Source organism: Ensifer sp. SL37 (assembly GCF_026672675.1).
GTDB lineage: Bacteria > Pseudomonadota > Alphaproteobacteria > Rhizobiales > Rhizobiaceae > Ensifer > Ensifer adhaerens.
Genome location: NZ_JAPPRN010000006.1, coordinates 2,559,425 through 2,580,758, shown reverse-complemented (window position 1 = coordinate 2,580,758; position 21,334 = coordinate 2,559,425). Strand labels below are relative to the sequence as shown.

Here is a 21,334-nt window from a genome sequence, read left to right as displayed (position 1 = left end):
GGGCCGATCGATGACCTATGGCTTTGCCCCGCTGATCCCGTGGATCTACTTCGTCCCGCTGCTCGCAATCGCGGCGCTGTTCATCGCCTTTGGCCTCTGGCAGAAGGTGCGCGGCGCCTGGCTGCGCCTGGCCGCACTCGCAGCGCTCGGACTGGCGATCGCCAACCCCTCCATTTTCGTGGAGTTGCGCGATCCGCTCTCGACCATCGTCGCCGTCGTCGTCGACCGCAGCCAGAGCCAGCAGAACGGCGACCGCACCGCGCAGACCGATCGCGCCGTCGAGGGCCTGAAGGAACGGCTGGCGGCCATACCGCTGATCGAGCCGCGCATCATCGAGGCAAACACCGATCCGGCAGATGTCTCGCCGTCGACCAATCTCTTTGGCGCGCTTGCCTCCTCGCTGTCTGACGTTCCCCCGGCGCGCATCGGCGGCGCCATTTTCGTCACCGATGGCCAGATCCACGATGTGCCCGATGTCGCTCGCGCGCTCGGTTTCGACGCGCCCGTGCACGGGCTGATCACCGGCAAGCCCGATGAATTCGACCGGCGTGTCGAACTGATCAACCCGCCGCGCTTCGGCATCGTCGGCGAGGAACAGAAGCTCTCGTTCCGGGTGGTCGACGACGGGGCGGCACCCGGCGGCAGCGCCGAAGTCACGATCCGCCTCAACGGCAACGAGATCGCCCGCGAGCGGGCCGAGCCCGGCACGGACGTGCCGTTCGCCTTCAACGTTCCGCGCGGCGGCAACAACGTGCTCGAATTCGCCGTCGACGCCGTTCCCGGCGAAGTGACGACGGCCAACAACCGCGCGGTCCACGTGCTCGACGGCATTCGCGAGAACCTGCGCGTGCTCTTGGTCTCCGGCGAGCCGCATGCCGGCGAACGCGCCTGGCGCAACCTCTTGAAATCCGATGCGGCCGTCGATCTCGTACATTTCACCATTCTGCGTCCGCAGGAAAAGCAGGACGGCACGCCGATCAACGAGCTATCGCTGATCGCCTTCCCGACGCGCGAACTCTTCGTCGACAAGATCAACGAGTTCGATCTGATCATCCTCGACCGCTACCAGCACCGCGGTCTGTTGCCGATCCTCTACTACGACAACATCGCGCAATATGTGGAGAACGGCGGCGCGCTGCTAATCGCGGCAGGTCCCGAACATGCCGGCGACGATTCGATTGCAGCGACACCGCTTGAGGCAGTGCTGCCGGCCGCGCCGACGGGCGTCATGAACGAAAAGGCCTTCTTCCCGCGCCTGTCGGAGGAAGGAAAGAAGCATCCGGTGACCCGCGGTCTGGAAGGCTCCGACAGCGAGCCGCCGCATTGGGGCCGCTGGTTCCGCACCGTGGACGTCAACCGACCGCAGGGCCATACGGTCATGGAAGCGGCCGACGGCAAACCGCTGCTGGTGCTCAACCGTGTCGGCAAGGGCCGCGTCGCCATGCTGCTCTCCGATCAGGGCTGGCTCTGGGCTCGCGGCTTCGAAGGCGGCGGACCCCACGTGTCGCTCTATCGCCGCACCGCCCATTGGCTGATGCAGGAGCCCTCGCTGGAAGAAGAGGCGCTGACGGCGCGCGCGCGCGGCCGGACGCTCGAAGTCACCCGCCAGACGATCGATGGCGATCCGGGTCCGGTGACGCTAGTCGCTCCCTCCGGCGGGAAGCAGGACGTCAAGCTGACCGAACGCCAGCCAGGCCTCTACTCGGCCGAAGTCGCCACCACGGAAACCGGGCTCTTCGAGATGTCGAACGGCGACCTTACGGCCCTTGCCCATGTCGGCGACCCCAACGCTCCGGAATTCAAGGCCGCGATCTCGACCGAGGACAAGCTGCGTCCCTGGGCGGAAAAGACCAAGGGCATCGTGCAGCGCCTCGCAAGTGCCGATGGACCGCTCGACCTGCCCACGGTTCTGCCGGTCAGGGGCTCGATCCGAGCGGCAGACGACCAGCGGCTCTCGATCCGCATGACCGACGAAACCGTGCTGAAGGGCGTCAATTCAGTGCCGCTGTTTACCGGCTTCCTTGGTCTTGCGGCGCTGCTGCTGCTGATTTCCGCCACCTGGTATCGCGAGGGACGATGAGCGACAGCAGCATCGTCGTCAGCGACCTTCGCGACGCACCGCATTTCTTCGATGCCGTGGCCGACCGCGTCTGGCGCGCCTGGTGGGAGCCGCACGGCTTCCCGCTGGAACACATTACCGGCCTGCTTCAGGCGAGCCTTGCCGACGATGCCGAGCCGCTGTGTCTGGTGGCGCATGCCGGCGACCGTTTCGTCGGCACCGCCTCGGTCATCGCCTCCGATCTTGAGGAGCGACCGGATCTCACGCCGTGGGTTGCTGCCGTCTGGGTCGATCCGCCGTTCCGCGGGGCAGGTATCGGCGGCGACATCGTGCTGAAGGCAGCGCAGGCGGCGCTCGATACCGGCGCCGAAGCCGTGCATCTTTGCGCCCTCTCGGGCAAGCGCGCCTTCTACGAGCGTCTCGGCTGGCAGCTCGACGAGACGGATGTCGGCGAAGACCGCCTGGATGTCTTCAGCATGCGCCGTGTCGAAAGGTAAAGGCCGATGTTCGTCGTCACCGACGCCCCGCCGCCCGAGGCGATCGAAGCAATCGGCAACGGTCTTGCAGCCTTCAACGCCGCCGACGTCGGCCCGTCGGAGCGACGCCCCCTCGCCGTCCTTGTCGGCGGCCCCGAGGCACAGGGAGCCCGCGGCGGCCTGAACGGCTACACCGGCTGGGGCTGGCTATTCGTGCAATGGCTGTGGTTACCGGAAGATCTTCGCGGACAGGGGCTTGCCGGCAAGTTGCTCCAGGCGGCCGAGGACGAAGCGCGCAATCGCGGCTGCCACAGCGCCTGGATCGACACCTTCAACCCGCAGGCCCTGCGCGCCTACGAGCGTCAGGGCTATGCGGCCTTCGGTGAACTGCCGGATTTCCCTGTTGGCCGAACCCGGGTGTTTCTGAAGAAATCGCTCGTCGCGCGATAAGGTCCGGGATCAGACGGCAAGCGGCAACGCAATCGGCTCCGCCTGCATCAGCCTATCATCCCGCCAGGCGATAACGCCGGCAAGTCCGGCATGCACACCCTCTGCCATCGGCACGACGAGCACCCGCGCCGGGTCGACCGGCCCAGGGAACTCGAGTGCCGCGTAACGCACCTTCTCGAAGCCGAGCGGCTGATAATAGGGCGGATCGCCGACAAGGATCACCGCGTGTGAGCCCTTGCGCCGCGCCGCCTCGACCGCGATGCGCACCAGTTCCCGGCCGATGCCCTGGTTCTTGTGCGACGGCCTGACGGCGAGCGGTCCGAGCAGGTGGCCCTTGATCGAGCCCGCCATGACCGGCGTCATCCGGACCGATGCGATCGTCTCGCCATTGTCGGCGCAGATGAAGGACAGCGACCGGTCATGCGGCCCCTGCTCGCGGATGCGCGCGGCCGCCCGGGCAAACCGGCCGGGGCCGAAAGCTTCTTCGTTGATGATTTCGATGGCTGCGTCATGGGACGCGTCTTCGGTCAGATAGACGAGATCGTGCTTTTTCATGAGATCGAGAAACCAGGCATGCGAACAGACATAGGGATGGCTTCGCCCGATGAGGGCGTTGGCAGCATCAGCGTCGTCGCAGGTTTCCCGAGAACATCATCTGTGCGGATTCTTCCAGACACGAAAAAAGTTGTGAAATCGCCGATAGCAGAAATTTGCCCTCTGTCAAAGCCTAAAACGCACTGTTCCGATTTCGCCACCTATCGAATGTCGCTGGAAGCGCTATCTATTGACGCAACGATCATGAAGGAGTTTGTCCGATGGGCAGGTTGGTAGATGGCGTCTGGCAGGACGTCTGGTACGACACGGTGGCAACGAACGGCCACTTCAAGCGCAGCGCTTCGCAGTTCCGCAACTGGGTGACGGCGGACGGGTCGGCCGGCCCGAGCGGCGACGCAGGCTTCAAGGCCGAGGCCGATCGCTATCACCTCTATGTTTCGCTCGCCTGTCCATGGGCCCATCGTACACTGATCTTCCGCAAGCTGAAAAAGCTCGAGGACCTGATCTCCGTTTCCGTGGTCGATCCGCTGATGCTCACCCAGGGCTGGGAATTCAAGGACGGCGGCATCGGCACCGGCGATCATCTCTTCGGCTCGAAGGCGCTGTGGCAGGTCTATACCCGCGCCGATGCCAACTATTCCGGCCGCGTGACCGTGCCCGTCCTCTGGGACAAGAAGCAGAACACCATCGTTTCGAATGAATCCTCCGAGATCATCCGGATGTTCAACTCCGCCTTCGATGGCCTGACCGGCTCGACGCTCGATTTCTATCCGGAAGAGCTGCGCGGCGAGATCGATGCGATGAACACCGACGTCTACAATGACGTCAACAACGGCGTCTACAAGGCAGGCTTTGCCACCACGCAATCCGCCTACGAGGAAAGTGTGACGGCACTCTTTGCGCGGCTGGACAAGCTGGAAGAGCGCCTCGGCTCGCACCGTTACCTCACCGGCAGCCGCCTCACCGAGGCCGACTGGCGGCTATTCACGACGCTGGTGCGCTTCGATCCTGTCTATGTCGGCCATTTCAAGTGCAACATCCGCCGGATCGCCGACTATCCGAACCTCCAAGGGTATCTGCGGGAACTCTATCAGGTGCCGGGCGTGGCCGAGACGGTCGACATGCGCCACATCAAGGAGCACTACTACCGCAGCCACACGACCATCAACCCGACCGGCGTCGTGCCGGTGGGCCCGGTGCTCGACCTCACCGCCCCGCACGGCCGCGAGGCGCTGTAACACTGCACTGAAAGGGCAATCGATCGCTACCAGTAGCGATCGATTGCGACGTCGCCGGCAAGTTCCGCAAGCCGGCGGCGTGTCGCCGGCGTGGTGTCGTCAGGCAGCGCGTCCAGTGCGAAGAAGCCACTTTCGGAAATCTCGAGATCGGGCGTTTTCGGCGCGCTCTGGCTGACACCGTCACAGCGGTAGAAGACGACGTGGTCGCGGCGGCTCGTGCGCCTGTTGTAGTAGACCTGGATGAGCACCGGCGGCGCCGAAACTTCGAGGTTCCCCTCCTCGCGCAACTCCCGCAGCAAGCCGTCGATCGAGGCCTCGTCGCGGTCGAGCCCCCCGCCCGGCAGGTGCCAGCCCGGCAGGTAGGAGTGGCGGACGAGGAAAACGCGGCCCTCGCCATCGAAACAGGCCGCCCGCACACCCATCGTCATGCCGCGCGCAACAGCGTAGTAGCCATGCGCAAGCCACATCAGCAGCCGGAGATACCAGCGCCGCATCTCCGGTGGCCGATCCTGTTCCAGGCGTTTTTTCCTTCCTCGTCCCGGCCACACGCGATTCATCGGGCGACCTGATTCCCCTCGGCCGGAATATGCGCTAGACGGGGTCGATGTTCAAACTCGCCCATATTTCCGACGTCCACCTCGGGCCCTTGCCCGAGCTATCCCTCAGGGAACTCGCTTCCAAGCGCATCACCGGTTTCGTCAACTGGCACCGCAACCGCAGCCGCCATCTCTTCACCGGTACGCTCGACACCCTGCTGGCCGACATCGAGAAGAAGGATCCGGACCATCTGGCGATGACGGGCGATCTCGTCAATCTCGCCTCCTCGCTCGAGATCAAGGCGGTGACAGAATGGCTGGAGGATGCGGGCAAGCCGGAGAACATCTCCGTCGTTCCGGGCAACCACGACGCCTATGTTCCGGGCGCCTACGAGAAGACCACCCGTGCCTGGTATCCCTATATGCGCGGCGACGATGCGCCGGCGCATTGGCATGACCGGCACCGCTGCTTTCCCTATATGCGCGTGCGCGGCCCGGTGGCACTGATCGGCTGCTCAACCGCCGTTGCGACCCCGCCCTTTGCCGCCAGCGGCTATTTCGGCCAACGCCAGGCCCGCGCCACCGTCAACCTGCTCAGACAAGCCGGCGAAGCCGGGCTCTTCCGCATCGTCATGATCCACCATCCGCCGATCCGCGGCGCAACCTCGATGCACAAGCGCATGATCGGCATTCGCCGCTTTGCTGCGACGATCTCGTCCGGCGGCGCGGAACTCGTGATCCACGGCCACACGCACCTCAACACTGTCTATTGGCTGAAGGGCCAGCATGCCCCTGTCCCGGTTGTCGGCATCGCCTCGGCCTCGCAAGGTCCTGGCGGCCACAAGCCGCCGGCAGCCTACAACCTGTTCACCGTCGCCGGTGAAGCCGGAAACTGGCACCTGACGCGCGAGCGCTATGCCCTCAACGACGATGCCACCACGGTGTCGCTCGCCGAAACCACACGCTTCTAGCCGAACGCAGCCTCCCTCCGCAGAAAATTCATCGCCCGGCGAATAAACCCCGGCCCTGCTGCGTCATACTCCGGTCCGCCGCCGCATGGCAGCGCGCCCGCCTCTGCGCGAATGCAGGACACGCAGTCGTTTGAAACAGCGCGAGGCTTTCGCGGTCATGCGCCAGCAATGGGAGATGGCATGATGAACCACAAGAACCTCGTTTTCGCCCTGTTTGCCGCCGGGGCAACCAGCTTCATGGCGCATGCGGTGATGGCCGCCGGCGAGGATACGAGCGAACCGCCGAAGAAAACCAAGACGACCAGCGAATGCACCGACGGCAAAGTGTGGGACGCCAAGAAAAAGGCCTGCGTTGACGCCAAGAAGAGCGACCTTGGCGACGATATCCTGTTCCAGGCTGCCCGCGAACTCGCCTATGCCGGCCAGTATGAAAATTCGATCAGGGTGCTCGGCGCCGTCAAGGACCAGCAGAGCGCCCGGGTGCTCAACTACCTCGGCTATGCCAACCGCAAGGCCGGGCGCATGGAACTCGGCATGCAGTACTACAAACGCGCGCTCCAGGCCGACGAGAACTACATCCTCGCCCGCTCCTACATGGGCCAGGCGCTGATCGAACAGGGCCGCGTCGAGGAAGCGCGTGTGCAACTCGTCGAGATCCGCGACCGCGGCGGCGAAAACACCTGGGCTTACCGCGCCCTGCTGCAGTCGCTCGGCGGCGTCCGCCAGTACTGACCGGGCGGTAACATGGACGGGCGGCGCCAGGCGCCGCCTCGATCCGACGTTCCACGGACACGGACACGGACTGGGACGCTAGGTTTTCTTCGACCCGCTTGCCGCCGGCCCGTTCTTTTTGGGCTCGCTTGCCTTGGCTGCATTTCCCTTCGCCCCGCCTGCTGAGGGACCGCTTCCCGTCGTGCCGTCAGCAATCGACTTTGCCTCGTTCTTCTTCTCCGACCATTCCGGCGGCAGGCCGAGCGCGCCGCCGGCGATGCCGCCGAGACCGGATCCCTTGCCGAACACGGCGCAATCCGGATCGGTGGGTTTGCCGGTGACCGCATAGGCGACGCTGTTCTTGACGTTCTTCATCGACGGCAGCTCAAAATCGGACTTCATCGGGTCACCCGATTTTTCGAGCAGAGCACTGAAGTCGCTTGAGAAGTCGCCTGCAAGCTCGAAGGCGTCGGCGGCCGTCGAGGCGCGGGACCCGTTGGTGAGGATGTTGGCGCCACGCGCCCATGCCAGCCCGGCGATCTGCTTGCCCATCGGGTCGAATGCCTCCGCCTCGACCGCGAGACTTCCAAGGCCGATGGGAATGCGCGGAACCGGGATCGGAGCGACGGTACCGAGGTGACGGTCGACACGCCGGCGACGACTGCATTGGTCGATTTGACCTTGCTGATCACGGAGCGCACCGCCATGTCGGCGGGCTTGGAGATCGGCACGACGTCGAATTGCTCGCTCAGGGCTTCGCAGAGCGACCGGTCGATCGCCGTGGCCACCAGCTTCTTTTGCGGATCCCCGAGCTTGTCGAGATCCGCGGTGGCGGCAAAGGTCGTCGGGATCACATGCACCGTCTTGACGTTCTTGGTGGCAGCAGAATCCACCCGGTACTTCGTCTTGGTCACCATCCCGTCGCTGGCAACGAAATCCTTGTAGGAGGATAGAGACCCCGTTTCCATGACCTGGGCGCTCTGGCAGGCGGCGAGCCCCGCAAACAAAGGCACCAGCGCAGCCGTGCGAATGACGGCCGCACCTCCCCGAATGCGGCGTCCGCCACAATGTCTCCCGACAAACCTGACAATACTCATGCCATTGCGATGCTGTGCGTTCATTGGCGTATCCCCGACGTCGACCTGCAGTTGTGCATGAGGTCCGGCCAGATTCGGGCCGAACTTTGACGCGATCTCCGGCCACCATTGCAGTTAACGGTAACGAAGCGCGTGATTAACGGCCGCGGGCAAGCGAAAGCTTTTTGGGAAAAGGCGCCATGAAGCAGCAGAATTTGCTTTCCGTTCCGGGACTTCCCTTGCAGACTAAGGAGCAAATGTTTCATATCATCCGCTCGTGCGCAGCACGGCGAATAAATGCATGATCCGGCACGTTTCATTGGAAGAGAAATGCGTCCAGCGGCAGAAACGAAGGACTTCAGACGCGACTTGGTCAGCCTGCTGCCCAAATTGCGCCGTTTCGCGATGACGCTGACGCGCAATGCCAATGACGCCGACGACCTCGTCCAGGAAGCCTGCGAGCGCGCGATCACCCGCAGCCACCTCTGGAACGGAGAGGGCCGGCTGGAAAGCTGGGTCTACGCGATGACGCGCAATCTCTGGGTCGACGAAATCCGCAAGCGCAAGGTCCGCACCGGCAGCGGCACCGTCGATGCGCTCGGACATGACGAACTCAGCATCGAGCCGTCGGCCGAAAAAGCCGTCTACGCCAATCAGTTGCAGAAGATGATCCTGTCGATGCCCGAGGGACTGGCGAGCGTATTCCTGCTGGTCAATGTCGAAGGCCACAGCTATCGCGAGACCGCCGATATCCTGGGCATTCCGATCGGCACCGTCATGAGCAGACTGTCGACCGCGCGCCTCAGGCTCGCGGCGATGATCTCAGAGAATACCGAAAGGAGGGCCTGACCGTTGCAACAGACAAGGGGTCAAGCGCTCGAAGTGCGCCTTTCTGCCTATATCGACGGCGAGATCGGCGAAGCTGAACGAACCGAACTCGACGCGATTCTCGCCCGCGACGAGGACGCCAAGGCGTTGTTCGAGAGGCTGAAGGCCGGCAGCAGCTTCGGCGATACCGCCTTCGAAGATTTCCTGCACGATCCCGTGCCGCTCGCTCTTGTCCGGCAAATCAAGCAGGGTCCAGGGGTCAATCCGAAGACCGAGCGGATTGCGGCAACGACGACCACTGTCCGGCACGCGCGGGTCTGGCCGCGCATGCTTGCCGCATCGGTGGCCCTGCTGCTGCTCGGCGGCGGCGCCGGCTTCATCGTCGGGACGGCGAACACCGGGAGCGAGCCGACCAAGCTCGCCGCGGCGCGTGGCTGGCTCGACGACATCGCCGACTATCACCGCATCTATTCGCGGCAGAAGGAGCATCTGGTCGAGGTCCCGGCGACAGAGGGACCGAAGATCGAGACCTGGCTTGCCGCAAGCGTCGGCGTTCCCTTCAAGGTCCCGCAGCTTTCCGGCAAGGGCCTGACCTTCGAGGGCGCCCGGCTGCTCGTCGCCAACGGCAAGCCCGTGGCGCAGCTCGTCTACCGAAGCACCGAAGGCGAAATCTTCGCGATCTGTTTCCTCAAGAACACCACCGGCCCGCAGGCGGAGCAGTTCGACGAGAGCATCCGCGACGATCTCGGCATGGTCTCCTGGCAGCGAGGCGGCGCCTCTTTCGTGCTCGTCGGCCCGTCTTCCCATGTCGGCATCCAGGACATCGCCGAAGCCGTCGCCGCGACGATCTGAGATCGACGGCATTCCCCTACCCCTGAAACGAAAAGGCCGCGCCGGGTTTCCCCGACGCGGCTTCATTCGTCACGCTAAAGCGTATCAGCCGCGCTTCATCTCGAGTACGCGGTTTGCCGCCGAAACGATCGCTTCGAGCGAGGCGGCAACGATGTTGGTGTTGATACCGGCGCCGAACAGCTTGCCACCCGGGTGCTCCATCTCGACATAGGCGATCGCGGCTGCGTTCGAGCCGTGCTGCAGCGAGTGCTCGGAGTAATCCGCAACCGAGAGGTCGATGCCGAGATAGATCGACAGCGCATTGATGAAGCCGTCGATCGGGCCGGTGCCCTTGCCTTCGATGCGCTTGACCTCGCCATTGTCGGTGATCTCGGCCGCCACCACGCGCACGCCCTTGTGCTCGCCCACCGGATAAGTGTGATGGTCGACGAACTTGATGCGCGCGCCCGGCTGCTCGACGTAGCGCTCGATGAAGCGCTCGTAGATGCGCTTGGACGGCAGCTCCTTGCCTTCCTCGTCGGTGATGCGCTGGATGTCCTCGCGGAACTCGACCTGGAGGTTGCGCGGCAGGTTGATGCCGTAGTCTTCCTGCAGGATGTAGGCGATGCCGCCCTTGCCCGACTGCGAGTTGATGCGGATGATCGCCTCGTAGGAGCGGCCGACGTCACGCGGATCGATCGGCAGGTACGGCACTTCCCAGAGCGGCTTGTTGGCGGTCTTGATCGCCTTCATGCCCTTGTTGATCGCATCCTGGTGCGAGCCGGAGAAGGCCGTGTAGACCAGTTCGCCGACATAAGGATGGCGCTCGGGAATGACCATCTGGTTGGAGTATTCGTAGACTTCCTTGATCCGCTCGATATCGGAGCAGTCGAGCTGCGGATCGACGCCCTGCGTGAACATGTTCAGCGCCAGCGTCACGACATCGACGTTGCCGGTGCGCTCGCCATTGCCGAACAGCGTGCCTTCGACGCGGTCGGCGCCAGCCATCAGGCCCAATTCGGTGGCGGCGATGCCGGTGCCGCGGTCGTTGTGCGGGTGCAGCGAGATGATCAGGCTTTCGCGGTTGTCGAGGTTGCGGCACATCCATTCGATCTGGTCGGCATAGATGTTCGGCGTCGCCATCTCGACGGTCGAGGGCAGGTTCAGGATCAGCTTGTTGTCTGGCGTCGGCTTGACGATCTCGGTGACCGCGTTGCAGATCTCCAAGGCCACTTCGAGCTCGGTGCCGGTAAAGCTTTCCGGCGAATACTCGAAGCGGTAGCCGCCGCCGGCCTTGGCCGCCATGTCGGTGATCATCTTGGCGGCGTCGGTCGCAATCTGCTTGATGCCGCGCACGTCCTTGGCAAACACCACACGGCGCTGCAGTTCACTCGTCGAATTGTAGAAATGCACGATCGGTTGGTGCGCGCCTTCCAGCGCTTCGAAGGTGCGGGTGATCAACTCGGGCCGGCACTGCACCAGCACCTGCAGCGACACATCCTTGGCGACATTGCCTTCCTCGATACACCAGCGGGCAAAATCGAAATCGGTCTGCGAGGCCGAGGGGAAACCGATTTCGATTTCCTTGAAGCCCATGTCGAGCAGCAGCTGGAACATGCGGGCCTTGCGATCGTGCCCCATCGGGTCGACCAGCGACTGGTTGCCGTCACGCAAGTCGACCGAGCACCAGATCGGCGCCTTGGTGATCGTCTTCGACGGCCAGGTGCGGTCGGTGAGCGCGATCTGCGGATAGGCCTGGTACTTCACCGCCGCTTCCGGCATGCCAATCTTAACGGGATGGGATTTCTGGATCATTGCAGCTTCTCTTCATCACTGGACGTCCTGGCCGCCTTGCCATACCCGATCGGGGATCGGATTGCGATGGCTAATGCCGCGCCGAACGCGCCTTTATCCTAAAACACTTGATGGGGTCGAGGAGCATCCGCCGGCGTGGCTTTTCGGCCGCCGGGCGCTCCTCAGCGAACCCGGCAACCGCGAGTAAGGCCGAGAAGAAGAAGCGAGGCGAAGGCGCGCGACGGCGCACGATTGGTATCGTGTCCGGCGGGGATCGAGGCGATCCGATATGCGTCAGCCTTGGTCATGCTCAAAGCCTATACACGGCTTGCCAGAGTGGAGCAAGCCACGCGATGGCGAGGATCACCGCAAAAAGAAAAGGGCACCGGCGAAATGCCGATGCCCTCCAAATCCTTGACTTGCTTGCGAACTCAGATGTCCGCAGCAGACGAGATGATCCGCGAAACGAGGCCGTAGGACTTCGCTTCCTCAGCGGAAAGCCAGTAATCGCGGTCCGTGTCCTTGGCGATCTTCTCGACCGGCTGGCCGGTTGCGTCGGCGAAGATCTTGTTCAGGCGATCGTTCATCTTGATGATTTCGCGTGCCTGGATCTCGATGTCCGACGCCATGCCGCGGGTGCCGCCCGACGGTTGGTGAAGCAGGAAGCGGGTGTTCGGCAGGCAAATGCGACGCTCCTTGGGAGCGCCGACAAAGATCAGCGCGCCGGCGGAAGCGACCCAGCCGGTGCCGATGGTCCAGACCTTCGGCTTCACGAACTTGATCATGTCGTGGATGCTGTCGCCCGATTCGACATGGCCGCCCGGCGAATTGACGAAGATGCGGATGTCTTCGTCGCTGGCGGCGGCAAGCGCCACGAGCTGCGAGCAGACCTTCTGCGCCAGTTCCTGATTGATCGACCCGTAGATGAAAATCGAACGCGACTTGAAAAGGTTCGCCTCCGTTTCCTTGCCGAGCGGCAATTCGGTCTTCTTGTCGTCCTCGTCGTCGTTCATCATCCGTTTTTCTCCGGCGTCTCATGAAGTCTTCAGTCAAAGTCAGATAATGCGACTCGACCCCGAAGACAATGCAACAAACCGAAGCGGCGACAAAGCAGCAAGGTCGACTATGCTTATGGTAAAAACACCTACCGCCAAATGCCGTATAGACAGGGGGACGGAGGCCAATAAGATCGGTCGCGTCAAACACTCAAGAGTGGGGCCAGCCTCCCAGGTCCCGCCGATCCATGGGGACACGCATGAACAGACGCATCCTGATCGCCACTGCGGCGCTGATCGCCTCCGCCGCACCCGCCTTCGCCCATCTCAATCCGGCAGAGCACGGCTCGTTTGCCGCCGGCTTCTCGCATCCGCTGTTCGGACTTGACCATATCCTCGTCATGGTCGCCGTCGGCCTCTGGGCGGCGCAGATCGGCGGCCGGGCGCTCGTCGTCGTGCCGGCGGCCTTCGTCGCGATGATGGCAGCGGGCTTCGCGCTGGCGGTTGCCGGTGTCGACCTGCCCTTCGTCGAGCCGGCGATCCTCGCCTCGGTGGTGGCACTCGGCCTGCTTGTTGCCATGGCGGTGCGGCTCGACACGGCAGCATCCGCTGCGATCGTCGGCGTCTTCGCCCTCTTCCACGGCCATGCCCATGGCGGCGAACTCGGCAGCGCCGGGGCGCTTGCCTTCTCGGTCGGCTTCATCCTCGCCACCGGCGCGCTGCACGTGGCCGGCATCGGCCTCGGCATCGCCCTTCAGCGCCTCTCCGGCGGCGGCCTGCTTGCCCGCCTCCTCGGCGGTCTCACGGCTCTGGCCGGCGCTGCCTTGATCTTCGGCTGAAATCAAACGGGCATGCAGCACGGACGAATTATCTTTCTGAACGGCACGTCGAGTGCCGGAAAGTCAACGCTGGCAAAGGCGCTCCGGGAAATCCTCCCGGAGCCCTTTTGTTACTATGCCTCCGACCAGCTTGCCGACGCCGGATTTCGGGTCCTTAGGCGCGGCATGCATCATGGAATGCGCGGCGAGCGCGCGAGGTTCTTCGACGGATTTCATCGCTCGATCGCAGCCTTCGCCGAGGCCGGCAACGACCTGATCGTCGAGCACATCGTCGAGGAGAAGAGCTGGGCCGACGATATAAGAAGGCAAACCGCGCATCTGGACATCTTCTGGGTCGGAGTGCACGCGCCCATCGGAGACCTGGAGCGTCGCGAGCGCGAGCGCGGCGACCGCACGATCGGCGAAGCCCGCTTTCACTTGAAGACGCACGATTACTGCGCCTACGACCTAGAAGTGGACACGCGCGACCCGACCGATCAGGTTGCCGCGCGCATCGTTGACGCCTGGCTCAAACGCCAGTCACTCAGACCGTAGCGGGGGATCTCCCGCATTAGCCGCGACCACGATAGGTCGGCACGCCCTGATCGGGCAGCCACAGGCCCTCGGGCGGCTTGCCGGTCTGCCAGAAGACGTCGATCGGGATGCCGCCGCGCGGATACCAATAGGCGCCGATGCGAAGCCAGCGTGGCTGAAGCAACGACACCAGCCGTTGGGCGATCTCGATGGTGCAGTCTTCGTGGAATGCGCCGTGGTTGCGGAAGGAATGCAGGAACAGCTTCAGCGACTTCGATTCCACCAGCCATTCGTCCGGCACATAATCGATGACGATATGGGCGAAATCCGGCTGGCCGGTCATCGGGCAGAGCGAGGTGAATTCCGGCGCGGTGAAGCGCACCAGATAGTCCTTGCCCTTGTTGCCGCTCGGGACCCGCTCCAGCACCGCGTCTTCCGGGCTCTGCGGCAGGTCGACCTTTGCGCCCAGTTGCGAAAGGCCGGATACGTCAGTCTTGCTCATATGCCTGTTGCTCCATGAGAACATCCGCGCGTGGGTGCGGTCGATTGGCCTCTGCCCTCGTCGGCCCGCTCCGTTTGCGGCCCTTAAATCAGAACTGCCTCAAGAAGGAAACCTCGTCACGGTTGAAGTGCCGTCGACCTTGAATCAGTGGCGCCCGACCGTCGTCTTGACGCGCACACCATGCGCCTTCTCACCTTCGGGCTCCACATGGATCGCGATCTTGGCACCGGGATGCACGTCCCGGATCGCATCCTCGATCCGGTCGCAGATGTCATGCGCCTCGCCGACCGGCATCAACTCCGGCACGACCATGTGGAAATCGACGAAGATCGCCGGACCGGCCTGACGGGTCTTCAGATCGTGCACGCCGAGCGAACCCGCGGCGTTGGCGGCGATCGCCTGTTTGATCGCTTCTTCTTCCTCACCCGAGACGGCCCGGTCCATCAGCCCGTCGATCGAGCGCGAGATCACCATCCAGCCCTGGTAAAGAATGTTGCAGGCGACAATGACGGCCAGCAGCGGATCAAGGATCGCGTAGCCGGTGGCGATTGCAAGCACGAGGCCGACGAGAACGCCGATCGAGGTGACGACGTCCGACAGGATGTGGTGGCCGTCGGCGCTGAGTGCCGGCGAGCGGTGCTTGCGGCCGGCGGTGATCAGCACATAGGCCCAGATGGCGTTGATGACGCCGGCGACGAAGTTGATCGCCAGGCCGAGAGCCGGTGCTTCCATCAACACTGGCGCCATCATTGCCGGCACCGCCTCCCAGACGATGAGCAGTGCCGCAACGACGATCAGAACGCCTTCGATAACGGCCGAGAAATACTCCGCCTTGTGGTGACCGAAGGGGTGGCCGGCGTCGGCCGGCTTGGAAGCATAGCCGATCATCAGATAGGCGATGACCGCCGCGATCACGTTGACGGTCGACTCCAGCCCGTCGGAGAGAAGCGCGATCGAGCCTGTCAGCCACCAGGCAAGCAGCTTCAGGCCGAGCACAGCGAGCGAGAGCGGTATGCCGCAGAAAGCAAGGCGGAGCACGGTACGGTTTTCGGTTCCAGTCGTCATTGTCATTCCTCGTGCAGATGCAAACGAGTTGCAAACGCAAGCCCATTCAAACGCAAAACCGCCCGCGCGAATTTTCGCGCAGGCGGTCGATGGACAAGCATATGCTGGATTAAGCGGCGCTTGTCAAAGATTGGATCGGCCGGTTCCGGTTTCTCCGCAGGCAATCGCCTCGAAAGGCAGAGCACCGGCTTCGATCTCCGCATCACCGGCGGCCTTGTCGCCCCGGCCGATGAAGAAGAATACCACGGCCGCAGTTGCGACAGTGATACCGGTCAAAACCAGAAGCAGGACGCTGAACGCGTCGCCATAGGCCTGCAGCAGCGCGGCGTGCGATGTCTCAGGGGCAAGCTGCATCGCCGCAGGCAGATTGCCGGTGACGATGCGCTGCGCCATGGGAGCCGCATTGGCGCCGGCTTCCGATCCGAGGTTCCAGGCTGTAAGCGCGGAGAGGATGGCGGTCACGATCGCCAGCGCAATGCCCTCCCCGGCCACGCGCGTGGTGCTGAAGATGCCCGTCGCCATCCCGGCGCGCTCCTTCGGCACGACACTGACCGCAAGCCCGTCCATCAGCCCCCAAGGCAAGCTGATGCCGAGACCGATCATCATCAGTGGTGCAAGCAGCGTGGCCGGCCCGGACCCCGCCGGAAACAGACTGAGCCAGAGGAGCCCGGCCGCCGATATCAGCAAGCCCACACCGCAGATAACCGCCGGCGTGAACCAGCGCGTCAGAAGGCCCGCCGCGATCGGCAGGATCAGAAGCGGCGCGGACATGGCGATCATCATCTGCCCGCCCGCGACGGCGCTCATGCCTTCGATACCGATGAAGCGGACCGGAAGCAGGATGAGCAGCACCACGAAGCCGTAGGCGGGGGCTGCCCCCAGCAATTGCACGCCGACAAAACGCGGATATCGAAACAGCGTCAGATCCAGCATCGGCCGCGCGACCGAACGCTCGATCCGCCAGAAGGCCAGGAAGAAGAACACCGATGCCGCGAGCATCGCGAGCACGAGCGGATGGCTCCAGCCGTTTTCCGGACCCTGCAGAATGCCGAAGGTGAGTGCGGTGAGCGCCGCCGTGAAACTTGCCGCTCCCTTCCAGTCGAGGCCAGCAGCGTCCGGATCGCGTGTTTCCCGCAGGAAGACCGCACCGAGTGCCAGAGACAGGCCGGCGAGCGCCACGACCAGGACGAAGATCGCCGGCCAGCCGAAGGCCTCGACCATCAGGCCGGAGGCGATCGGCCCAAAGGCAAGGCCGACACCGAAGCTGGCGCCGACCAGGCTGAAGGCCCGGAGCCGCTCGTTCTCGTCGAACTCCTGTGCGAGCGAAGCCATGCCGCCGGAAAAGGCGGCGGCTGCCCCAAAACCCTGAAGCGCTCTCAGGGCATCGAACCATAGGATATCCCGAGCGAAGGCGAGCCCGGCCGAAAACAGCAGGAAGGCCGCAAGACCACCCAGGAACACGCGTTTGCGACCGAAATTGTCGGCAAGCGCACCGGCCGCCATCAGCGAACTGCCGAAGGCCAGCATGAAGGCGTTGGTGACCCAGTTGAGGGCAACTGGATCGGCGCCGAGGCTGCGACAGATCGACGGCAGCGCCACCGCCGGTCCGGTGAAGGTGAGCGGCATTGCCGCCGCGGCGCAACAGACCGCAATTAGGACGAGCCGGCGCCCGCGCGGTTCTCGAATTTCGGTTCTCATTCCCCGTTCCATCCGTTCGAGCAAAGGGGATACCCGCGCAGGCCCGGTAGGACCTTGCGTCTTGAGGTCGACACTTGCCGGGTATCGATTGACGAATGCAGGATAGTTTCGACATAATTCGATGAGAACGGCATCAATGCTCCGATCATACCGGAACAAAACGCTCGAATGGAGGTAGCATGGATCGCTTGAGCGGCTTGACCGCCTTCGTCCGCACCGCCGACCTCGGCAGTTTCGTCGCGGCCGGTCGCGTGCTCGGCCTGTCCGCTTCCGCGGTCGGAAAGGCTGTTACCACTCTCGAACGAGAACTCGGCGTCCGCCTGCTGCAGCGCTCGACCCGTAGTATCCGCTTGACCGAGGAGGGACGCCTCTTTCACGAGCGCTGCCGCCGCATCCTCGATGATCTCGACGACGCCGAGGCGTCATTGGCGGACGCCGTGGCGACGCCGCGCGGTCGGCTGCGCGTCAGCGTGCCGATCGTCAGCTACCACCTGCTGTTGCCGGTGCTGCCGGCGTTCGTACGGCGTTATCCCGAAATCGAACTCGACCTCGACTTCAACGACCGCATCGTCGACCTGATCGACGAGGAAGTGGATGTCGCGATCCGCAGCGGCGTGCTGCCGGATTCACGACTGATGACGCGCGCGCTCAGGCCGTTCCAGCTTCTGCTCTGCGCTGCTCCGTCATACCTTCGAGAGCATGGCAGGCCCGAATGCCCCCGCGACCTCGAAGGACACCATGCGGTTCGCTTCCGCTTTCCCAACAGCCGCAAGCTGCAGGAATGGCCGATCACGCTGCCGCCTGAGGGAAAGGAGCCGCGCCTCAAGACCGTGCTAAACTGCAACAACATGGAAGCGCTCGGCGGCGCCGTGCTTAGCGGCCTCGGCATCGGCTGCCTGCCGGACTTTCTCGCCCGCCACCATCTTCGCGACGGCAGACTGCACACAGTGCTCGACGCCCATCTCGACGCGCCCGGACAGTTCCACCTGCTGTGGCCGTCGAACCGTCACCTCTCCCCCAAGGTCCGCGTCTTCGTCGATTTTCTGAGCGAGCGACTGTTTGCCGATCGCTGCGAGAATGTGCCGGCAGTGCAGACGGCGCCGTAGATCAGGAAAGGGCAGCGTCGAGCATCGAACGGTTGCGCAAGAGCCACGCGACGCTGCGGGCCTGCCAGGCGATGCCCCAGACGCGCGGCACGTGTTCGCTCTCCGGGCGGATGTCGAGTTCGAAAGCCTCGTTTGCAGTGCTCTCCGCGGCAAAGTGGATGATCCGGTCCGCAAGGCGATGTCGCTCGCCTGCAGCAAGGCCGTAGCCGTCGGCAAAGAGACGCACCTGCCGGATCCTTGAAGCGGCATCGGCCAGACCGTTCATCTCGGCAACGCCGTCGTCATAGAGCTGGGCATTGTTCCAGGCGACCATCGCAAGTTCGGTCAGGCGATCGACAGGCCCGGCCGCCTCCCAATCGATAAACGCTGCCGGAAGACCGTCGTGCGAAACGATGTTCCAGGGGGCCGCATCGCAGTGGCCGACGATATCGGCGGTACCGACCGTGCGCCCAAACCATGGGCGCCAGTTCGCCTCCGCCGGAATCTGAAAGGATGCGGCCGCGTTATGCATCTCTTGCATCAGCCGCCCGAGCGCGAAGATCGCCTCGTCCGACCAGGGTGCGGGATTGAGGATGTCGCCCTCGACATAGGTCAGCATTTCGCGGCCATGATCGTCGAAGCCGGAGCCGACGACACGCGGCGCGCCGTCAAAGCCGGCGGTCTCGAAATGTCTGAGAAGCGCATGCACGGAAGGCGCCCAGGGGCCTGTTTCCCGAAGCACGATCGTGCCCCTGCGGCTGACGGCCGTGCGACCGCCTCCGCTTAAAGGTGTATCGTCTGCCATGCCGTCCTTCCCCGTAACGGGACCTCCAGCAAACGGCCGCAAGCGGAAGCGGCGGTGAAACACCGCCTCGGTTGACTTGGGATATCAGGCGGCCTTGATCTTGGCGCGCTTGGCGAGGTGCGCCACGACGTTCTCGATCATCCGCATGCCGGCGTCGCCGCCGAGCGTCATGATCGATTCCGGATGGAACTGCACCGCCGCCACCGGCTCCTTCGTGTGCTCGATGCCCATAATCGTGCCATCTTCGCTTTCGGCGGTGATCATGAACTCCGCGGGCAGGCTCGCCGGATCGGCAAAGATCGAATGGTAACGACCGACGGTCACTTCCTTGCCGAGGCCGGAGAAGACGATGCCCGGCTCCAGCACGCGGATGCGCGACGGCTTGCCGTGCATCGGGATCGCGAGTTGGCGGAGATCCCCGCCGTAGGCTTCGGCAAGCGCCTGCAGCCCGAGGCAGACACCGAAGATCGGCAGGTCGCGCGCCCGCGCCTTCTTGATCGTCGCCTTGCAATCGAAATCCTTGGGATTGCCAGGTCCGGGCGAAAGCACGACGAGATCCGGCTTCACCCGATCGAAGATCTCTTCGGCCACCGGCGAGCGCACCGTCGTAACGGTCGCCCCCGTCTGGCGGAAATAGTTCGCAAGCGTATGGACGAAGCTGTCCTCGTGATCGACCAAGAGGATGTTGACGCCGGCGCCAACAGCGGCAACGTCGCGACCGGCCTTGCCGGCATTGGCGGATCTCGCATCGCGAATGGCAGCGATCATGGCGGAGGCCTTCAGTTCGGTTTCGGCTTCTTCTTCTTCCGGATTTGAATCGTAGAGCAGCGTCGCCCCTGCCCTCACCTCGGCGATACCGTCCTTGATGCGGATCGTGCGCAGCGTCAGGCCCGTGTTCATGTCGCCATTGAAGCCGACCATGCCGATCGCGCCACCATACCATGCGCGCGGGCTCTTCTCATGGCTTTCGATGAAGCGCATGGCCCAGAGCTTCGGCGCACCCGTGACGGTCACCGCCCAGGCGTGGCTGAGGAAGCCGTCGAAGGCATCCATGTCATCGCGCAGGCGTCCCTCAATATGGTCGACCGTATGGATCAGGCGCGAATACATCTCGATCTGGCGGCGGCCGATGACCTTGACCGAGCCCGGCACGCAGACCCGGCTCTTGTCGTTGCGGTCGACGTCCGAGCACATGGTGAGTTCGGATTCGTCCTTCTTGGAGTTCAACAGCTTCAGGATCTGCTCGCTGTCGGCGATCGGATCGTCGCCGCGCTTGATCGTGCCCGAGATCGGGCAGGTCTCGATGCGGCGGCCGGAAACACGCACGAACATTTCCGGCGATGCGCCGACGAGATATTCCTGATTTCCGAGGTTGATGAAGAAGGAATAGGGCGACGGATTGATCGCCTTCAGCCGGTTGGAAATCTCCGACGGCTTGCTCTCGCAGCGCTCGAAGAATTTCTGGCCGGGCACCACTTCGAAAAGGTCGCCGCGGCGGAAGCTCTCCTTCGCCTTGACGACGAGTTCGGCATATTCGCCCGGGTGATGGTCGCCATGCGGCGGAATGCTGTCGACGGTCTTAAAGGGTTCGCTGGCGATCTCTTCCGCCTTGCCTTCGGTGGTCTTGCCGTCCTTGGCGAAATCGTAGCGGTCGATCCAGGCCTTGGCTGCATAGTGGTCGACGACGAGGATTTCATCCGGCAGGAACAGCACCATGTCGCGCTGGTCGTCGGGACGCTTCAGCTTCAGGTCGATCGCATCGAACTGGAAGGCGAGATCGTAGCCGAAGGCACCGTAGAGCCCGAGGCTCGCATCCTCGGCCGAATGGAAAAGATTGGTGACGGCGCGCAGCACGCTGAACACCGTCGGCATCTTCGAGCGCTCTTCTTCGGTGAAGACGCGATCCGGCGCGTTGATCGTCAGGTCGAGGCGTCGGCTGGTCGAAGCGCCGAGCGTGATGTCGGCGACGGTCTTCAGATGCTCGGCGATGATCGCAAGCAGCACTTCGCCGCGGCCGTTATAGGCTTCAATCCAGAGCGAGCGGCCGAAGGACGAGATCCCGAGCGGCGGATCGACGACAGCCGTGTCCCAACGAGTGTAGCGGCCGGGATATTCGTAGTTGGAGGAGAACACTGCGCCGCGGCGTTCGTCGAGCTTGTCCACATAGCTCGCGATCGCCTGGCCATAGGACGCTTCCCGCCGCCGGCGCGTCACCGTAATGCCGCCCTTGGTGGTGTAGCTCTCCGAGCCGTCCTCGAGAATTACCGTTGCCATTCGCCTCGCTCCGTAAAAGCCCGGTCCTTGAGC

General features: G+C 63.7%; 22 protein-coding genes. 11 read left to right on the top strand and 11 right to left on the bottom strand.

The window, feature by feature from the left end; genetic code table 11:
• Positions 1 to 10: 10 nt before the first annotated feature.
• The 3 genes from OVA00_RS24550 to OVA00_RS24540 are packed head-to-tail and all read left to right on the top strand — an operon-like array spanning position 11 to position 2,985.
• Complete coding sequence (locus OVA00_RS24550) at positions 11 to 2,080, top strand: hypothetical protein (RefSeq protein WP_268089762.1); 2,070 nt, start codon at positions 11 to 13, stop codon at positions 2,078 to 2,080.
• Positions 2,077 to 2,556 carry a GNAT family N-acetyltransferase gene (locus tag OVA00_RS24545; RefSeq protein WP_162731785.1) on the top strand — a complete coding sequence of 160 codons (480 nt, stop codon included), beginning with the start codon at positions 2,077 to 2,079 and terminating at the stop codon, positions 2,554 to 2,556. Before OVA00_RS24550 ends, OVA00_RS24545 begins: the two co-directional genes overlap by 4 nt.
• Before the next feature lie 6 nt (positions 2,557 to 2,562).
• Positions 2,563 to 2,985, top strand: a complete 423-nt coding sequence (locus tag OVA00_RS24540) for a GNAT family N-acetyltransferase (protein ID WP_090298447.1) — start codon at positions 2,563 to 2,565, stop codon at positions 2,983 to 2,985.
• A gap of 9 nt (positions 2,986 to 2,994) precedes the next feature.
• Here OVA00_RS24540 and OVA00_RS24535 read toward each other — a convergent pair whose 3' ends face one another.
• Entirely contained in the window at positions 2,995 to 3,540 is a 546-nt protein-coding gene (locus tag OVA00_RS24535; protein ID WP_060518737.1) for a GNAT family N-acetyltransferase, read from the bottom strand.
• A 260-nt stretch (positions 3,541 to 3,800) separates the two neighbouring features.
• On the opposite strand from OVA00_RS24535, the gene OVA00_RS24530 reads away from it, so the two are divergent.
• Entirely contained in the window at positions 3,801 to 4,778 is a 978-nt protein-coding gene (locus OVA00_RS24530) for a glutathione S-transferase family protein (RefSeq protein ID WP_034788840.1), read from the top strand.
• A 26-nt stretch (positions 4,779 to 4,804) separates the two neighbouring features.
• Here the strand turns inward: OVA00_RS24530 and OVA00_RS24525 are convergent, their stop codons facing one another.
• Complete coding sequence (locus tag OVA00_RS24525) at positions 4,805 to 5,272, bottom strand: NUDIX domain-containing protein (RefSeq protein ID WP_060581736.1); 468 nt, start codon at positions 5,270 to 5,272, stop codon at positions 4,805 to 4,807.
• 110 nt (positions 5,273 to 5,382) lie between these two features.
• Here OVA00_RS24525 and OVA00_RS24520 point away from each other — a divergent pair, with 110 nt between their 5' ends.
• Both OVA00_RS24520 and OVA00_RS24515 read left to right on the top strand, forming a co-directional pair.
• Positions 5,383 to 6,285, top strand: coding sequence for a metallophosphoesterase family protein (locus OVA00_RS24520; RefSeq protein WP_034788848.1), 903 nt, complete (start codon positions 5,383 to 5,385; stop codon positions 6,283 to 6,285).
• 183 nt (positions 6,286 to 6,468) lie between these two features.
• On the top strand, positions 6,469 to 7,017 hold the full coding sequence (locus tag OVA00_RS24515; protein WP_082566327.1) for a tetratricopeptide repeat protein: 549 nt from the start codon (positions 6,469 to 6,471) through the stop codon (positions 7,015 to 7,017).
• Positions 7,018 to 7,095: 78 nt separating this feature from the next.
• On the opposite strand, the gene OVA00_RS24510 is transcribed toward OVA00_RS24515, so the two are convergent.
• Entirely contained in the window at positions 7,096 to 7,398 is a 303-nt protein-coding gene (locus OVA00_RS24510; protein ID WP_268089761.1) for a hypothetical protein, read from the bottom strand.
• A complete protein-coding gene (locus OVA00_RS24505) occupies positions 7,395 to 8,117 on the bottom strand; it encodes a DUF3313 family protein (RefSeq protein WP_268089760.1) in 723 nt (240 codons plus the stop codon). The genes OVA00_RS24510 and OVA00_RS24505 overlap by 4 nt, the downstream gene beginning before the upstream one ends.
• 285 nt (positions 8,118 to 8,402) lie before the next feature.
• Here OVA00_RS24505 and OVA00_RS24500 point away from each other — a divergent pair, with 285 nt between their 5' ends.
• Both OVA00_RS24500 and OVA00_RS24495 read left to right on the top strand, forming a co-directional pair.
• Positions 8,403 to 8,921, top strand: coding sequence for an RNA polymerase sigma factor (locus tag OVA00_RS24500; RefSeq protein ID WP_034788854.1), 519 nt, complete (start codon positions 8,403 to 8,405; stop codon positions 8,919 to 8,921).
• Positions 8,922 to 8,924: 3 nt separating this feature from the next.
• Positions 8,925 to 9,752, top strand: a complete 828-nt coding sequence (locus OVA00_RS24495) for an anti-sigma factor family protein (protein WP_060581732.1) — start codon at positions 8,925 to 8,927, stop codon at positions 9,750 to 9,752.
• A gap of 84 nt (positions 9,753 to 9,836) precedes the next feature.
• Here the strand turns inward: OVA00_RS24495 and leuA are convergent, their stop codons facing one another.
• A complete protein-coding gene (gene leuA, locus OVA00_RS24490; protein WP_060518745.1) occupies positions 9,837 to 11,546 on the bottom strand; it encodes a 2-isopropylmalate synthase in 1,710 nt (569 codons plus the stop codon).
• Positions 11,547 to 11,956: 410 nt separating this feature from the next.
• Positions 11,957 to 12,541: an ATP-dependent Clp protease proteolytic subunit gene (locus OVA00_RS24485; RefSeq protein WP_034788862.1), complete on the bottom strand. Its 585-nt coding sequence runs from the start codon at positions 12,539 to 12,541 to the stop codon at positions 11,957 to 11,959.
• A gap of 239 nt (positions 12,542 to 12,780) precedes the next feature.
• Between OVA00_RS24485 and OVA00_RS24480 the strand changes: the two genes are divergently transcribed.
• Together OVA00_RS24480 and OVA00_RS24475 are read left to right on the top strand one after the other, a co-directional pair.
• Positions 12,781 to 13,359, top strand: a complete 579-nt coding sequence (locus OVA00_RS24480; RefSeq protein ID WP_268089759.1) for a HupE/UreJ family protein — start codon at positions 12,781 to 12,783, stop codon at positions 13,357 to 13,359.
• A 12-nt stretch (positions 13,360 to 13,371) separates the two neighbouring features.
• Positions 13,372 to 13,893, top strand: coding sequence for a chloramphenicol phosphotransferase CPT family protein (locus tag OVA00_RS24475; protein ID WP_268089758.1), 522 nt, complete (start codon positions 13,372 to 13,374; stop codon positions 13,891 to 13,893).
• A 16-nt stretch (positions 13,894 to 13,909) separates the two neighbouring features.
• Here OVA00_RS24475 and queF read toward each other — a convergent pair whose 3' ends face one another.
• The 3 genes from queF to OVA00_RS24460 form a co-directional block, all read right to left on the bottom strand.
• Positions 13,910 to 14,374, bottom strand: coding sequence for a preQ(1) synthase (queF, locus tag OVA00_RS24470; protein WP_034788869.1), 465 nt, complete (start codon positions 14,372 to 14,374; stop codon positions 13,910 to 13,912).
• A 144-nt stretch (positions 14,375 to 14,518) separates the two neighbouring features.
• Positions 14,519 to 15,439 carry a cation diffusion facilitator family transporter gene (locus OVA00_RS24465; protein ID WP_442780557.1) on the bottom strand — a complete coding sequence of 307 codons (921 nt, stop codon included), beginning with the start codon at positions 15,437 to 15,439 and terminating at the stop codon, positions 14,519 to 14,521.
• A 123-nt stretch (positions 15,440 to 15,562) separates the two neighbouring features.
• Positions 15,563 to 17,137: an MFS transporter gene (locus OVA00_RS24460; protein ID WP_268089756.1), complete on the bottom strand. Its 1,575-nt coding sequence runs from the start codon at positions 17,135 to 17,137 to the stop codon at positions 15,563 to 15,565.
• A gap of 179 nt (positions 17,138 to 17,316) precedes the next feature.
• Here OVA00_RS24460 and OVA00_RS24455 point away from each other — a divergent pair, with 179 nt between their 5' ends.
• Positions 17,317 to 18,243 (top strand): LysR substrate-binding domain-containing protein, encoded by a 927-nt coding sequence (locus tag OVA00_RS24455; RefSeq protein WP_268089755.1) that lies wholly within the window; start codon positions 17,317 to 17,319, stop codon positions 18,241 to 18,243.
• Position 18,244: 1 nt separating this feature from the next.
• Here OVA00_RS24455 and OVA00_RS24450 read toward each other — a convergent pair whose 3' ends face one another.
• Entirely contained in the window at positions 18,245 to 19,027 is a 783-nt protein-coding gene (locus OVA00_RS24450) for a phosphotransferase (protein WP_268089754.1), read from the bottom strand.
• Positions 19,028 to 19,111: 84 nt separating this feature from the next.
• Complete coding sequence (locus tag OVA00_RS24445; RefSeq protein ID WP_060518756.1) at positions 19,112 to 21,301, bottom strand: anthranilate synthase; 2,190 nt, start codon at positions 21,299 to 21,301, stop codon at positions 19,112 to 19,114.
• Between the last annotated feature and the right edge of the window lie 33 nt (positions 21,302 to 21,334).

Bases quoted from the DNA above. Each gene is read 5' to 3' on its own strand.
- OVA00_RS24550 (WP_268089762.1), top strand. From the start codon at position 11: ATGACCTATGGCTTTGCCCCGCTGATCCCGTGGATCTACTTCGTCCCG.
- OVA00_RS24545 (WP_162731785.1), top strand. From the start codon at position 2,077: ATGAGCGACAGCAGCATCGTCGTCAGCGACCTTCGCGACGCACCGCAT.
- OVA00_RS24540 (WP_090298447.1), top strand. From the start codon at position 2,563: ATGTTCGTCGTCACCGACGCCCCGCCGCCCGAGGCGATCGAAGCAATC.
- OVA00_RS24535 (WP_060518737.1), bottom strand. From the start codon at position 3,540: ATGAAAAAGCACGATCTCGTCTATCTGACCGAAGACGCGTCCCATGAC.
- OVA00_RS24530 (WP_034788840.1), top strand. From the start codon at position 3,801: ATGGGCAGGTTGGTAGATGGCGTCTGGCAGGACGTCTGGTACGACACG.
- OVA00_RS24525 (WP_060581736.1), bottom strand. From the start codon at position 5,272: ATGCGGCGCTGGTATCTCCGGCTGCTGATGTGGCTTGCGCATGGCTAC.
- OVA00_RS24520 (WP_034788848.1), top strand. From the start codon at position 5,383: ATGTTCAAACTCGCCCATATTTCCGACGTCCACCTCGGGCCCTTGCCC.
- OVA00_RS24515 (WP_082566327.1), top strand. From the start codon at position 6,469: ATGAACCACAAGAACCTCGTTTTCGCCCTGTTTGCCGCCGGGGCAACC.
- OVA00_RS24510 (WP_268089761.1), bottom strand. From the start codon at position 7,398: ATGAAGTCCGATTTTGAGCTGCCGTCGATGAAGAACGTCAAGAACAGC.
- OVA00_RS24505 (WP_268089760.1), bottom strand. From the start codon at position 8,117: ATGAACGCACAGCATCGCAATGGCATGAGTATTGTCAGGTTTGTCGGG.
- OVA00_RS24500 (WP_034788854.1), top strand. From the start codon at position 8,403: ATGCGTCCAGCGGCAGAAACGAAGGACTTCAGACGCGACTTGGTCAGC.
- leuA (WP_060518745.1), bottom strand. From the start codon at position 11,546: ATGATCCAGAAATCCCATCCCGTTAAGATTGGCATGCCGGAAGCGGCG.
- OVA00_RS24485 (WP_034788862.1), bottom strand. From the start codon at position 12,541: ATGATGAACGACGACGAGGACGACAAGAAGACCGAATTGCCGCTCGGC.
- OVA00_RS24480 (WP_268089759.1), top strand. From the start codon at position 12,781: ATGAACAGACGCATCCTGATCGCCACTGCGGCGCTGATCGCCTCCGCC.
- OVA00_RS24475 (WP_268089758.1), top strand. From the start codon at position 13,372: ATGCAGCACGGACGAATTATCTTTCTGAACGGCACGTCGAGTGCCGGA.
- queF (WP_034788869.1), bottom strand. From the start codon at position 14,374: ATGAGCAAGACTGACGTATCCGGCCTTTCGCAACTGGGCGCAAAGGTC.
- OVA00_RS24465 (WP_442780557.1), bottom strand. From the start codon at position 15,439: ATGACGACTGGAACCGAAAACCGTACCGTGCTCCGCCTTGCTTTCTGC.
- OVA00_RS24460 (WP_268089756.1), bottom strand. From the start codon at position 17,137: ATGAGAACCGAAATTCGAGAACCGCGCGGGCGCCGGCTCGTCCTAATT.
- OVA00_RS24455 (WP_268089755.1), top strand. From the start codon at position 17,317: ATGGATCGCTTGAGCGGCTTGACCGCCTTCGTCCGCACCGCCGACCTC.
- OVA00_RS24450 (WP_268089754.1), bottom strand. From the start codon at position 19,027: ATGGCAGACGATACACCTTTAAGCGGAGGCGGTCGCACGGCCGTCAGC.
- OVA00_RS24445 (WP_060518756.1), bottom strand. From the start codon at position 21,301: ATGGCAACGGTAATTCTCGAGGACGGCTCGGAGAGCTACACCACCAAG.